The sequence below is a fragment of the Rhizobium sp. BK316 genome (assembly GCF_014193695.1).
In the GTDB taxonomy this organism is placed as follows: domain Bacteria; phylum Pseudomonadota; class Alphaproteobacteria; order Rhizobiales; family Rhizobiaceae; genus Rhizobium.
Map to the genome: position 1 here is coordinate 1,559,823 of NZ_JACHZR010000001.1, position 12,952 is coordinate 1,572,774.

Sequence of the window (12,952 nt, forward strand, 5' to 3'; positions counted from 1 at the left end):
TTACCAGAGGCAATAGCCATGACCATTGAGGAACTGAACGCAGAGGACTGCTTTAATGTGCTTCAACAGGCAAGAACCGGGGTGTTGGCATGCAGTCACCATGACAGGCCCTACGCGGTGCCTATTCAAATCGCCTATGACGAACGAAAGATTTATGCGTTTTCCTTGGAGGGCAAGAAGATCGAAATCATGCGTGCCAATCCGCAAGTTTGTCTGCTCGTGCAGGAAAAGAAGGGACCCAGAGACTGGTACACTGTCGTTGCTTGCGGGCGGTTTGAAGAATTTCGCGAAGAGGATGGCTTCGCCGGTGAGATGCATCACGCCTGGAGCCTGCTGCAGAGGGACAGCGAGTGGTGGGAGCCGGGGGCCATCAAGCCCGAGGGCTACGGAAATGATCGCCCCTATAAGCACGTCTTCTTCGGGATTTGGATCGAAGAAATCTCAGGTAGGCATGGCAAGGAGATCGAATGACATCGCCGGCTCAGACGGTATCGCTGCCTTACACGCCACTTTGACGCAGATCAAAGGTCTCGAAGCAGCTTTCTGATACTAATTTCTCTCATGGTTGGCGCCCACCTGAACCATGATCGGGCGTGGTGAGATTCATCATTCGCGCGCAGCCTTAAGTCGCTGCCGGAGGGTGCTCCAGCAGAGCGCGGCTGCGCGCGACACCGGCAATCCGCGCGAATGCATCTCACATGTCACCACGTGATCTTCACCTTTGCTTGGGCGTGCCGGCCCGTTGGCCGCGTTGCACCGCGACACCTACATCTTCGCGAAGTCCTCGACCTGCACTCTGATCGCGACCTCGGTTGGCAGACGTTCCATCGAGCTTGCACCGTAGAAACCGTTGCAACCCTTGCAGCCGGCGAGCACATAGGCCGCATCCGCCGGCATCGCGATCGGGCCGCCATGGCAGAGGACGATGACATCATGGCGCACCGATCTTGCGGCGTCCGCCCATTCGTTGATCTTCTCCACGCATTCGTCGAGTGTCGCCGCCGTTTCGGCGCCGATTGCGCCCCCAGTGGTCAGGCCGAGATGGCAGACGATGATGTCGGCGCCGGCCTCGGTCATGGCAACAGCGTCCTCGCTCCTGAAGACGTAAGGCGTCGTCAGCATGTCCATGGAGTGCGCACGGGCGATGATGTCTATTTCCAGATCAAAGCTCATGCCGGTCTCTTCGAGATTGGCGCGGAAAGTACCGTCGATCAACCCGACAGTCGGAAAGTTCTGGATGCCGGCAAAGCCCATCGCCTTCAACTCTTCGAGGAAGTGATCGGGCAGCATGAAGGGGTCAGTGCCGTTGACGCCGGCAAGTACGGGCGTGTGGCGCACGATAGGCAAGACCTCGCGGCCCATTTCTTTGACGATCTCGTTGGCATTGCCATAGGCAAGCAGACCGGCAAGAGAGCCGCGCCCGGCCATGCGGTAACGGCCGGAATTATAGATGACGATCAGGTCGATGCCGCCGGCCTCCTCGCTCTTGGCCGAAAGGCCGGTGCCTGCGCCGCCGCCGATGATCGGCCGTCCTTCGGCGATCTTGCGGCGAAGCTTGTTCAGAATGTCGTTTCTGTCGATGCGGGTCAAAACTCTCTCCTCAGGCATGGATGTGGTGGAAGCTGGCGACGAGTGCGGCAGCGAATTCCGGACTGTTGATATGGGCGTCTATCTCGACGAGGCGCCTGTTCGGTGCATCGCGCCAGCCCGTTCGGATAGCCGAGAACAGCGCCTCATCGGCTTCGGGATCGTGGAACGGCTGACCGGCGGCATCGATTGCCGAAACGCCCTGAAGCGGCAGCAGAAAGCGGACCGGGCCTTGCATCCGGTTGAGCCGTTCGACGATGAAGGCACCGATCCGGCCATTTTCCTCCGGCGTGGTGCGCATTAGGGTCACCTGCGCATTGTGCACGTGGAGCCGGCGGTCGCGGAAGGGTGCCGGCACCGTTTCCCGCGCGCCGAAATTCACCATGTCGACGGCGCCGACCGAGCCGACATAGGGCAGGCCGGTGCGGATGATGGCCCCGAAGCGGTCCTCGGTCGCAGGAAAGACGCCGCCGACAAGGAGATCGGGAACCTCCGTGGTCGTCACATCGATAACGCTCTGCAGCAGACCTGAATCGGCAAGCTTCTCCATCGATTGGCCACCGACGCCGGTCGCATGGAAGACGTAGATTTCATGCGTCTTGCTGAGCAACTCGCGCACTTGTGTGACGCAGCCGGTGGTGACGCCGAACATGGTCATGCCGATGCCCGGCCGATCGTCCGTGGAAGCGGTAACGGAACTGCGAGCCATGCCGGCCGCTGCATTCGCCGCATTGCCGATCACCTTGCGCGAGATCGCATTCAGGCCGGCGACGTCGACGACCGAATACATCATGGTGAGATCGTTCGGCCCGACATAGGGCGCCACGTTCCCAGAGGCGACGGTCGAGACCATCAGTTTCGGCAGGCCGATCGGAAGCGCCCGCATCGCTTCCGTGACCAGCGCGGTATTGCCGGTTCCGCCGAGGCCAAGCACGGCGCCGACATCATCACGTGATTTCAGGAACGCCGTCAGCGCCTTGGCCATTGCCGAGACCGCCGTTCCTCTGTCCGTCTGCCCGAGCACGGCTTCCGCCCCCTCGGGATGAAATTCGGCGACTTCGCGCGCCCGGATATCGGCGGCGGCCTCCTCCCCAAGTGTGCCGACATTGACCAGCACGGCATCGGCGCCGGCCGTGCGAGCCACCTCCCTAGCGTAGTTCAGTTCCGCTCCCTTGGTGTCGCATGTACCGACGACATAGACTTTTCCCATTGGTTTTCCTCCTCTTTTCGATTTTTCCCCGGTCGTTTTCCGAAAAGCACCAGTTTTTGTATTTTCCATATTGTATATTCTTTCGCATATTGCATACTTAAATCATGAAAGCCAGACGGAAATGGAGACCATGAACGCACCGCGCCACCTCACCCTTCGCGAGCGGATCTACGAGGAAATCGTTCGCCTGATCGTCTCCGGCGAGTTGCCGAGCGGTGTGTCGATCGACGAAAAGGAATTGACGGAACGCCTGCAGGTCAGCCGCACGCCGTTTCGCGAGGCGATCGGCACGCTTGCCAAGGAAGGGCTGATCGAGATCAAGCCTTATCGCGGCTTCTTTGTGCGCAGCTTCACGCCCAAGGAGATCGACGACCTCTATAATCTGCGCAAGACGCTCGAATGTTTCGCCGTCGAGCTTGCCGTTCCCGAGATGAGCGACCGGCATATCGCCAGCTTCGAACGCATCCTGGACGAAGCCGTGGCGGCGCTGCGCCGCGGCGACATGGCGACCTACGGCATCCGCGACAAGGAATTTCACGAGACCATCGCCGAGCTTTCGGGAAGTGCGCCGCTCATCGAAACGCTGGCGCGACTGGCGCTGCAGATCCAGATCTGCCGCTCGATCGCCAATGAGAGCCGCGATCTCGCCGAGAGGGCAGCCGAGGAGCGCGATCAAATCCTGCAGGCCTTCCGCTCGCGCGACGTAACTCGCGCCAAGGCGTTGATGCACGCGCATATCAGCGACGTCCAGCAGGCCGTCATGGCGCGCTTTCAGAAGGGAAATCCGGCGAGCTGACTGGATGCATGAAGGAGAGGGAGGTCTCCTTTTCGACAGGCGAAAAACGTGGCCGTGGAGCGGCCCCAAGAGGAGGAAACAATGCTGAAATTTCTTGCCCGCGGAACGGCGCTGGCGGCGATGATCGCCGCAAGTTCGTTGGCGCATGCCGAGACCCTGAAGATGTGGGGTCCGGAACAGATCACAGAACCGCTGGTCGCGCAGCTGTGGAACGGCATCAAGGCCGATTTCGAAAAGGCCAATCCCGGTGTAACCGTCGAATTCATGCCGCCGACCGGGACGATCAGCAACGGCGCGGTACAGGCAGCGATCCAGTCGGACGCCGGTCCCGACGTCATCCTCACCAATTCGGGCATCGGCCGCATCAGCGTCGTCAAGAACGCCAAGCAGGTCATGCCGCTGACCGAGCAATATGAAAAGCGCGGGTGGAAGGACAAGATCTATCCCTGGCTCTACACCGAGCTGAAAGGTCAGTTCGGCGGCGAGATCTATGAAGTTCCCGACGGCCTCGATGCGCTTGGCATCTGGTATCACAAGGATCTTTTCGCGCAGGCAGGTTGGAATATCCCCGCGACCTGGACCGAATTCGAAGCGCTGATGAAGTCGATCGACGAGACCGGCCTGCAGCCGATTGCCATCGGCCCGCGCACGACGGGCAGTGCCGGCCACCTCTTCGGCAACTTGCTGCAATCAGCAAGCGGCAAGGAGGTGATCGGCAAGGCGCTGCGCCGCGAGATCGCCTGGGACGACCCATCAGTTGCTGCCGGCGCCGTCCGGCTGCAGAAGCTAGTCGAAGCGGGCTACATCAAGAAGGAAATGGCGGGTCTCGATCTCGATGGAGCCTCACGCCTCTGGTTCAACAAGCGCGCCGTCATGTTCGTCGCAGGTCCCTGGTTCACCGCTAATGCCCGCAAGGCAGGCTACGACCTCGCCAATGCCGGTTATGCGCCCATGCCCTCCGACATCAAAGGGGCGGCGATGCCAACCGGCGGCGTCGGCTGGAGCTGGCTCGTGCCTGTTAACTCCAAGCAGCCGGAGCTTGCGATGAAGTGGATCGACTTCATGCTGTCGGACGCAGTGATAAAGAAACGAGCTCAGGATCCGGCGAGTACGATGATCTACCCGCGCGAAATCCCAGGCGTCGAGCCGCCGACTCCCGTGTTGAAGGATATCTTCGCGGCTGCCGCCGGCGGCGTCGGCTACAATCCGAGCGTCTATCTGCCCGGTCCCGTGCTCGACACCTATTTCCAGGTCATCCAGGGCCTGATCTCCGGCCAAATCGGCGGCGAGGATGGCATGAAACAGATCCAGGCGAAGATGGCAGAGGCGAAATAGTGGTCATTCCAGAAACGCCGGGAAGCAAGGTCATGGCTCCTCTCAGCACTGCACCTGCCGTGGCGGGACATACGGGCGGCAAGCCCGCCCGTATGTCCAGACCACGAACGGCGGGGTCGATCTCAGCCGATGGCGATGCCAGGACCGCATTCTGGCTGATGGCGCCGGCGCTCGCGCTCTATGCCGTCTTCACGCTGCTGCCGATCGCCGCCACCTTCTGGCTGAGCTTCAACAGCTCCGCCGGTTTCAACACCTCCGCGAGCTTCGTCGGCGCCGGCAACTACGCCAAGGCGGCGCAGGATCCGATCGTCTGGAAGAGCCTTGCCCATACCTTCATCTGGCTGGCCTACCATGTGGCGATGGCAGGTGGGCTCGGCCTACTGCTGGCGCTTGCCGTTAGCAGGCTCAGGATCACGCAAGTCTTCTTCCGCACCGCCTTCTTCCTGCCGCATCTGGTCTCGCTCGCGGTCGTCGGCGTCATCTGGGCCAATATCTACGATCCGTTCTTCGGCCTGCTGAATACCGCGCTGACGCGCATCGGGCTCGGCGCCTTCACCCAAGGCTGGCTTTCCGATCCCGCGTTGGTGCTGTTCTCCGTCAATGTCGCAAGCTCGTGGCAGGGCTTCGGTCTCTACATGCTGCTCTTCATCGCCGGCCTGCAGAATATCGACCGTTCGCTCTATGACGCAGCCGAGGTGGACGGCGCCAACGCTCTCCAGAAGCTGATCTATGTGACGCTGCCGGGGCTTCGCGAGGTCATGACCTTCGTCGTCTCGCTGGCAATGATCAACGGGCTCAAGGGCTTCGCCACGGTCTTCGTCATGACCAATGGCGGGCCGTTCTATCAGAGCGAGCTGATCACGACTTATATCTACCGGCTTGCCTTCCAGTCCCAGGATCACGGGCTTGCGGCGGTGCTCTGCATCCTGCTCAGCCTGCTCGCGATCGTCATCACCATCGTCTTCAACCGCTGGCGCGCGAGGCTTTCCCAATGAGTGTGCGCAATCGCGAATGGCCGGTGGCGCTTGCGCTGACACCGGTCTTGATCCTGATCCTCGCCCCCTTCGTCTGGCTCTTGATCTCGAGCTTCAAGACCGAGGCCGAGATCGGCCGGGCCGATCCCTTCACCTGGCCGGCCGATCTGATGTGGCGGAATTATCTCGACGCCTGGCAAATTGGTGGCTTCGGCGACCTCGTCGGCAACAGCCTCATCAATCTCGTCGGCGTCGTCCTCCTGTCGCTCATCACCTGCGCGCCGGCCGGCTATGCGCTTGCCAAGATCCGTTTCCCCGGCCGGGAGTGGCTGTTCTATGCCTTCATCCTCGGCCTGACCGTGCCGGTCCAGGCGATCGTCATTCCGCTCTACCAGGTGCTCTTCGGACTGAACCTCGTCAACACGCTTGCTGGTATCGTGCTGGTGCAGGTCAGCAACGGCATTCCCTTCGGCATATTCCTGATGCGGAGCTTCTTCATCGGCGTACCTGACGATTTGATCGAGGCGGCCAAGATCGACGGCGCTTCGCATTTCCAGATCCTCACTAAGGTCTTTCTGCCGATCTCGACGCCAGCGGTTCAGGCGCTGGTCATCATCAGCGCGCTCTCCACCTGGAACGATTTCTTCCTGCCGCTGATCGTGCTGATCAGCCCCGACGTGCAGACGCTGCCGCTCGGGCTGGTGCGTTTCGCCAGCACCTACGCTTCCGATTACCGGCTGGTCTTCTCGGGCACCGTCATTTCATTCCTGCCGATCATTCTTCTCTACATCCTGATGCAGCGCCGCTTCACCGAGGGGCTGACGCAGGGAGCAATCAAGGGCTAACCATGTCGCATCACGTCCAGCGGGAAATCCGCTACAATTTTGAATTCGATCACCGCATCAAGGCCTGCTTCATCGGCGCCGGCGGTCATGCCTACCGAAATGTCTATCCAGCGCTGCGCTACGCACCGGTGGAACTCGCCGCCATCTGCGATCTCGATCTCGGTCGCGCCGAGAAATTCGCCAAGCTCTTCGGCGCCGGCAAAGCCTATACCGATCACCGCGAAATGTTGGAACGAGAAAAGCCGGAACTGGTCTTTCTCGTCACTGCCTATCATCACGACGGCCGGGTACAGGCCACCGATCTGGCGCTCGACGCGCTTGCATCAGGCGCTCACGTCTGGATGGAAAAGCCGACGGCGGCAAGCATCGACGATATCGAAAGGCTGCAGGCGGAAAGCGTGGCGGCCGGCCGCATGGTGATGACCGGTCTCAAGAAGACCTTTTTCCCCACAATCGAGAAACTTAGAGATTTGATCGGTTCGCCCGGCTTCGGCAGGCTGACCTCGATCAATGTCCGCTATCCCCAGAGCCTGCCGAGACCGGAAAACCGCGCCGATCTCGTGAAGATGCAGAGCTTCCTCGACCACATCTACCATCCGGGCGCGATCCTCAATTTCCTCGGTGGCGAGATCGAACGCGCTGGTTATGAATGGGAAGCGCTGACGGGGGCGAGCGTCACCAGCTTGCGCTTCCGCTCCGGCGCGATCGGCACACTGCATCTGGCCGCCGGCCAATCGGGCGGCAGCATTTTCGAGCGGGTCGAGATTATCGGCGAGGGGGCCAACGCCATCGTCGAGAACGGCAGCCGACTGACTTATTTCCGCAAGGCGGACCTGCCGTCATACGGCCGTGCCGCAAGCTTCATCCAGCCGGACGAGAATGCGGCGCTGTTCTATGAGCCCGAACATTCGCTCGGCCAGCTTTATAACAACAACCTCTTCTATCTCGGCTATGTGCCCGAAATCCTGCACCTAACCGATGCGATCCTTGCTGGCACGCAGATCACGAGAGGCACGCTCGAAATCGCCCGCGAGATCATGAAACTCTTCGAATTCTACAGACGCACAGATGCCGGCGTCACTTCCAATCTCTGACCGGAGGCACAGTCTTGAGCGAGACCGACATCATTTTCAGGAAAGCCGGCGGCGAATTCATGCCGACTAGCTGGGGCGAACTTAACTGGAAGATCACCGGCGACAGCACGCCAGGTGCCGAAATGACCTTCGGCACCTGCCGCATCAATCCCGGCGAGCGCAACCAGCTGCACTCGCATCCTGACTGCGAGGAGATCCTCTACGTCGTCTCCGGCAGTTGCGAACACAAGCTCGGCGACGCCCTTTACCGGCTCGAAGCCGGCGATGCGATCCGCATTCCGCGCAACATCAGGCACTGGGCGCGCGCGCTCGGTACCGAACCGCTTTTCGCCCTGATCATGTTTTCCTCCGGCACCCGCACGGCGGTCAATCATGAAGGCGAAGGCGCAGCCTGAATGCTGTCTGAAGGGGAAACATCATGGCTTCGATTGCGCTTCACAATATCCGCAAATCCTACGGCACGCTGTCCGTCATCCACGGCGTCGACGTCGACATCGAGGACGGCGAATTCATCGTGCTCGTCGGGCCGTCCGGCTGCGGCAAATCCACATTGCTGCGTATGATCGCCGGCCTGGAGACAATCTCCGACGGTCGCCTTTCGATCGGCGGCCGCATGGTCAACGACCTGCCGTCGAAAGAGCGCGACATTGCCATGGTGTTCCAGAGTTATGCGCTCTATCCGCATCTGACGGTGGCCGAGAATATGGGTTTTTCCCTGAAGCTGCGCGGCACCTCCAAGGATGAAATCGGCCGCCGGGTGCAGTCCGCGGCGAAGATCCTGGCTCTGGAACCCTATCTCGACCGTCATCCGCGCCATCTCTCCGGGGGCCAGCGCCAGCGTGTCGCCATGGGCCGGGCCATCGTGCGCGATCCGGAAGTCTTCCTCTTCGACGAACCGCTTTCCAATCTCGACGCGAAGCTGCGCGTGGCGATGCGCGCCGAGATCAAGGAGCTTCACCAGCGGTTGAAGATCACGACCGTGTACGTCACCCATGACCAGACCGAGGCGATGACCATGGCCGACCGCATCGTCGTGATGCGCGATGGCATCGTTGAGCAGATCGGAACGCCGCTGGAGATCTATGATCACCCGGCAACCACCTTCGTCGCCGGTTTCATCGGCATGCCGGCGATGAACCTGCTCCAGGGCCGCATCCAGGCAGACGCCCCTTCGATCTTCCGCACGAACAGCGGCGTCGCCATACCGTTGTCGCGGCATCCCGGGACGGCCGGTCCCGGTGAAGAGCTCATCTACGGCATCAGGCCGGAACAGTTCCTCATCGCCGACCAGGGGACGCCGGCAAAGATCGTCGTCGTTGAACCGACGGGTGCGGAGACGCAGGTTGTCGCCCAGATCGGCGAAGAAAACGTCAATATGCTGTTTCGCGAGCGAATTGCCGTGAGGCCTGGCGACACCATCCGCTTCACCTTGAGGGCGGCCGGCGAACATCTGTTTTCGGCCGCCACGGGCAGGCGTCTTCCCGAAGTGGGCGCCCGAAGCAGACGTTTTCCTTGAGTTTTGCCGAGGCTCTGACGATTGGCGCGTCCCTCGATCGGTACCATAGATTATCGCAGACAGTCGCTGCGGGTCGGGGGGCATATCCCTTCAACTGCCGCCACACGGCGAATTGACGAGGTCTCAGGTTCTACTCACATCAACTGCAACTCGACTACAACTGCAGGCGAACCTCAGAGTCTCAAGTCCACAGGGTGATTGGACCGAACTCAAAACTCAGCCACCTTGCCCCAAGCCGAGGCCCTGAAGCGGCGGGGACGATATGGCCTCGGATCGACGATAGGTCCCGCACCCGTCACGATATCGGCAATCAGATGGCCTGCCCCGGGGCAGATGTCGAAGCCGTGGCCGGAAAAGCCGGCGACGAGGATGAAGCCCGGCAGGCTTTCGGCTTCTCCGATCCCAGACACACCATCCGATATGGAATCGATATAGCCGGCCCAGTTCGCGGTGATCTTCGTCTTCTTCAATTCGGGAAGAGCTCCAGCGCGCGCTCACGCGTCTGGGGGATCGTTACCGGATCCGGCGCTGGATCGAGTTTGCGAATGCGCTCCATCGGCCTCGGCCGGCCGAGCCGCCAGGGGCAAGCGTCTCATGGCCGCTCTTCAAGCCTTCGAACCCGCCAGGCGCGAATCTTCCAACGCCATCGGCAGGAATTGCGGCGAGGATCGCAGTTGCTGAGCCGTCAGTTCATTGGGGCCATCCGTGGGGCATATCCGCCTGCAACGAGGTATCTCTACGAAATATCCCGCATCGCAGGAAGACCCATGAAATATATTTCATGCCTTGAATTATATTGACAGTTCGACTTGTTGCAGTCTAACTATGATTACCGGGGCTCGAGGAGGAGGTCCGGGTTCACGAACAAGGCGCGGCATAGGCCGTCGGCTTTTGGGAGGGGCGAGAGCCCCGAGGAGGAACTTTTGCGCAATTTTTTGAGCACGGCAGCGATGGCTGTTTTGGCTGTCGCGACATTGAACACGGCTGCGTCAGCGGCGGAAACGGAGGATCCGTTTCGCTGTAAGCCGGGTGAAAAATACGTCATGAACGTCATGGTTTCGGGCGTCGAATATTGGTTCCCGGTCTATGAAATGTTCAAGCAGGCCGGGCGGCAGTTGGGTTGCGAAACCGCCTATACCGGCACGCCGGAATACGACGTCAACAAGCAGATCGCCACATTCGATCAGGCGCTCGCTCAAAATCCGGCAGGCATCCTCGTCCATCCAATGAATTCCGACCCGTTCATCGAGCCGATCAACCGCGCCATCGATCAGGGCACGGCGGTCGTCACTTTCGCGGCGGACTCGCCGCTCTCCAAACGCATTTCCTTCATCACTTCGGACAATACGCGCGAAGGCACCTACGCTGCCGATGCGATCGCCGAGAAGCTTGGTGGCAAGGGTGAATATGCCGTTCTGGAAAATCCAGGCCAGGACAATCACGATAAGCGCATCGCCGCTTTCATCGCTCGTATGGAAACAAAATATCCTGGTATGAAGCTCGTCGGCCGGGCTGCGTCGAACCAGGACCCCAACAAGGCCTATCAGGGTCTGATGAGCCTGGTGCAGGCGCATCCAAGCCTGAACGCCGTGTTCATGCCCGAGGCAAACTCGGCAATCGGCGCGGCCCAGGCCAATAAGGAAAGCGGCGGCAAAATCCTCGTCATGTGTGCGGACGTCAACGCCAACATCCTCGACATGATCAAGGCGGGCGAAGTGTTTGGCTCGATTAACCCGAACCAGGGCATGCAGGGCTACATGGGCTTCATGTTGCTGTGGCTTGCCAAGCATCCGGAGCTTATCGATCCGATGAATGACGCCAAGCGCGTCGGCTTCAACCCGATGAGTATCCCCTTCGTCGACAACGGTCTGTCGATCGTCACTGCCGATAATGCCGATGACTTCTACTGGGACAAGTACCTGAAGCGCCGTGGCACGAAAGGCATCGAGGAGTAAGCCTTGCAAAGCGTCGGCCGGGATGACGAGGTCCCGGCCGGCCGATGCGAGGGAACAGAGGGAGAGGATGCCATGCTGCGACCACCGGTCTTGGAGATGCGCAATGTCAGCAAACGTTTTGGCGCCATCAGGGCGCTGACGGATGTGGCATTCACTCTTGAAAAAGGCGAGGTGCACGCGCTCTGCGGTGAAAACGGCGCAGGCAAGTCGACGCTTATGAACATCATCGCCGGCGTGCTGCAGCCCAACGAAGGCGACATCCTTATCGATGGCGCACCCGCGAAGATCGCGTCTCCAGCCGCCGCACAGTCTATGGGAATAGGGCTCGTCCATCAGGAAATCGCACTTTGTCCGGATGCGACCGTTGCCGAGAACATGTTCATGGCGGCAACGAACCGGCGCCGGTCGCCCCTCATGAATTTTGGCAGGCTGGAGCGCGACGCGCAGGCTGTTATGAATCGTCTTGCTGCCATTGATGTAAGCCAGAAGATCTGCGATCTGCCGATTTCCAGCCAGCAGCTTGTCGAGATCGCCAAGGCTTTGACCCTCGACTGCCGCATCCTCATCTTTGACGAGCCGACGGCGGCGCTGACCGAAGCGGAAGCCCAAGTCCTCTTCGGCATCATCAAAGACCTGAAAGCCCACGGCATATCCATCGTCTATATCAGTCATCGCATGGCGGAGATCTTCAGCCTTTGCGACCGCGTCACCGTCTTTCGCGACGGGCGATATGTTTCGACTGACCGCGTGTCCGATATCACGGCGGAAGATGTGGTGCGCCGCATGGTCGGCCGCGAGATTACGCAGCTTTATCCGGAAAAGCAGTCCGAGGCGGAGCGTACCGGCGAAAGCATTCTTTCCGTGCGCAATCTCGGCGACGGCAAGCGTTTTCGGGATATCAGCTTTATTCTGCGCAAAGGTGAAATTCTCGGGATCGGCGGCCTGATAGGCTCCGGCCGGACCGAGATCGCGGAGGGTATTTGCGGACTGCGACGTACGACGCAGGGCGATGTTCAACTGCTTGGCAATACCCTCTCGGCTTCATCCTATGCGGATTCGGTGCGGGCGGGTGTCGTTTACCTCTCCGAGGATCGCAAGGGTTCCGGCGTGTTTCTCGACCTGTCAATCGCGCAGAACATAGCCGCTCTCGATCTGAAGTCATTGACCGGGCCTTTCGGGCTCCTGAATGCAAAGACGGAGGCTGAGCGCGCTCAGGATCTTGCGCGTCGTCTTGGCGTCCGCATGGGCGGCATCGGCATGCCGGTTTCGTCGCTCTCCGGCGGCAATCAGCAGAAGGTCGCGATCGCCAAACAGCTGGCCATCGACCCGAAGGTGATCCTCATGGACGAGCCGACGCGCGGCATCGACGTCGGCGCGAAATCCGAAATTCATCGCCTACTGCGTGATCTCGCGCGTTCCGGGATCGGCATCGTCGTCATCACATCGGAACTGCCGGAACTCCTTGGTCTCTGCGACCGGGCGATCGTCATCCGCGAGGGCACTGTCGCCGGCGAGCTCGAAGGGGCGGCGATGACGGAGGAAGCCATCATGAGGCTCGCATCGGGCATCAGCGCGCAGCCGCTCACGACATCTAAGGCATCAGAGCATGCCGTTTGAGGAAAAGGCAGAAACGGGGGATA

At 60.5% G+C, this 12,952-nt stretch carries 12 protein-coding genes and 1 pseudogene; 10 read left to right on the forward strand and 3 right to left on the reverse strand.

What is annotated here, in order from left to right; translation table 11 throughout:
* The first annotated feature begins 18 nt into the window (after nucleotides 1–18).
* Entirely contained in the window at nucleotides 19–471 is a 453-nt protein-coding gene (locus FHT87_RS07030) for a pyridoxamine 5'-phosphate oxidase family protein (RefSeq protein ID WP_183726652.1), read from the forward strand.
* A gap of 294 nt (nucleotides 472–765) precedes the next feature.
* On the opposite strand, the gene FHT87_RS07035 is transcribed toward FHT87_RS07030, so the two are convergent.
* Both FHT87_RS07035 and FHT87_RS07040 read right to left on the reverse strand, forming a co-directional pair.
* Nucleotides 766–1,590, reverse strand: coding sequence for a phosphoenolpyruvate hydrolase family protein (locus tag FHT87_RS07035; protein WP_210276652.1), 825 nt, complete (start codon nucleotides 1,588–1,590; stop codon nucleotides 766–768).
* 10 nt (nucleotides 1,591–1,600) lie between these two features.
* Complete coding sequence (locus FHT87_RS07040) at nucleotides 1,601–2,797, reverse strand: Tm-1-like ATP-binding domain-containing protein (RefSeq protein ID WP_183726655.1); 1,197 nt, start codon at nucleotides 2,795–2,797, stop codon at nucleotides 1,601–1,603.
* Nucleotides 2,798–2,927: 130 nt separating this feature from the next.
* Here FHT87_RS07040 and FHT87_RS07045 point away from each other — a divergent pair, with 130 nt between their 5' ends.
* The 7 genes from FHT87_RS07045 (at nucleotide 2,928) to ugpC (ending at nucleotide 9,357) form a co-directional block, all read left to right on the forward strand.
* A complete protein-coding gene (locus tag FHT87_RS07045) occupies nucleotides 2,928–3,593 on the forward strand; it encodes a GntR family transcriptional regulator (RefSeq protein ID WP_183726657.1) in 666 nt (221 codons plus the stop codon).
* A gap of 81 nt (nucleotides 3,594–3,674) precedes the next feature.
* Nucleotides 3,675–4,928 carry an extracellular solute-binding protein gene (locus FHT87_RS07050; RefSeq protein WP_183726659.1) on the forward strand — a complete coding sequence of 418 codons (1,254 nt, stop codon included), beginning with the start codon at nucleotides 3,675–3,677 and terminating at the stop codon, nucleotides 4,926–4,928.
* 32 nt (nucleotides 4,929–4,960) lie between these two features.
* On the forward strand, nucleotides 4,961–5,923 hold the full coding sequence (locus tag FHT87_RS07055) for a sugar ABC transporter permease (protein ID WP_210276653.1): 963 nt from the start codon (nucleotides 4,961–4,963) through the stop codon (nucleotides 5,921–5,923).
* Nucleotides 5,920–6,747, forward strand: a complete 828-nt coding sequence (locus tag FHT87_RS07060; protein WP_183726663.1) for a carbohydrate ABC transporter permease — start codon at nucleotides 5,920–5,922, stop codon at nucleotides 6,745–6,747. Before FHT87_RS07055 ends, FHT87_RS07060 begins: the two co-directional genes overlap by 4 nt.
* A gap of 2 nt (nucleotides 6,748–6,749) precedes the next feature.
* Nucleotides 6,750–7,841 (forward strand): Gfo/Idh/MocA family oxidoreductase, encoded by a 1,092-nt coding sequence (locus FHT87_RS07065; protein ID WP_183726665.1) that lies wholly within the window; start codon nucleotides 6,750–6,752, stop codon nucleotides 7,839–7,841.
* Nucleotides 7,842–7,855: 14 nt separating this feature from the next.
* Nucleotides 7,856–8,236, forward strand: a complete 381-nt coding sequence (locus FHT87_RS07070) for a cupin domain-containing protein (RefSeq protein ID WP_183726667.1) — start codon at nucleotides 7,856–7,858, stop codon at nucleotides 8,234–8,236.
* A gap of 23 nt (nucleotides 8,237–8,259) precedes the next feature.
* A complete protein-coding gene (gene ugpC / locus FHT87_RS07075; RefSeq protein WP_183800537.1) occupies nucleotides 8,260–9,357 on the forward strand; it encodes a sn-glycerol-3-phosphate ABC transporter ATP-binding protein UgpC in 1,098 nt (365 codons plus the stop codon).
* A 209-nt stretch (nucleotides 9,358–9,566) separates the two neighbouring features.
* Here ugpC and FHT87_RS07080 read toward each other — a convergent pair.
* Nucleotides 9,567–10,043 (reverse strand): annotated as a pseudogene (locus FHT87_RS07080) (FAD-binding oxidoreductase); the annotation flags it as partial.
* Between the two features lie 237 nt (nucleotides 10,044–10,280).
* Here FHT87_RS07080 and FHT87_RS07085 point away from each other — a divergent pair.
* Nucleotides 10,281–11,312, forward strand: coding sequence for a substrate-binding domain-containing protein (locus FHT87_RS07085; RefSeq protein WP_183726671.1), 1,032 nt, complete (start codon nucleotides 10,281–10,283; stop codon nucleotides 11,310–11,312).
* A 72-nt stretch (nucleotides 11,313–11,384) separates the two neighbouring features.
* The gene (locus FHT87_RS07090; protein ID WP_183800540.1) at nucleotides 11,385–12,929 is read left to right on the forward strand and encodes a sugar ABC transporter ATP-binding protein; all 1,545 of its coding nucleotides are present in this window, start codon (nucleotides 11,385–11,387) and stop codon (nucleotides 12,927–12,929) included.
* Nucleotides 12,930–12,952: the final 23 nt, after the last annotated feature.

Coding starts and splice junctions, on each gene's coding strand:
- FHT87_RS07030 (WP_183726652.1), top strand. CDS start 19: ATGACCATTGAGGAACTGAACGCAGAGGACTGCTTTAATGTGCTTCAA.
- FHT87_RS07040 (WP_183726655.1), bottom strand. CDS start 2,797: ATGGGAAAAGTCTATGTCGTCGGTACATGCGACACCAAGGGAGCGGAA.
- FHT87_RS07045 (WP_183726657.1), top strand. CDS start 2,928: ATGAACGCACCGCGCCACCTCACCCTTCGCGAGCGGATCTACGAGGAA.
- FHT87_RS07050 (WP_183726659.1), top strand. CDS start 3,675: ATGCTGAAATTTCTTGCCCGCGGAACGGCGCTGGCGGCGATGATCGCC.
- FHT87_RS07055 (WP_210276653.1), top strand. CDS start 4,961: ATGGCTCCTCTCAGCACTGCACCTGCCGTGGCGGGACATACGGGCGGC.
- FHT87_RS07060 (WP_183726663.1), top strand. CDS start 5,920: ATGAGTGTGCGCAATCGCGAATGGCCGGTGGCGCTTGCGCTGACACCG.
- FHT87_RS07065 (WP_183726665.1), top strand. CDS start 6,750: ATGTCGCATCACGTCCAGCGGGAAATCCGCTACAATTTTGAATTCGAT.
- ugpC (WP_183800537.1), top strand. CDS start 8,260: ATGGCTTCGATTGCGCTTCACAATATCCGCAAATCCTACGGCACGCTG.
- FHT87_RS07090 (WP_183800540.1), top strand. CDS start 11,385: ATGCTGCGACCACCGGTCTTGGAGATGCGCAATGTCAGCAAACGTTTT.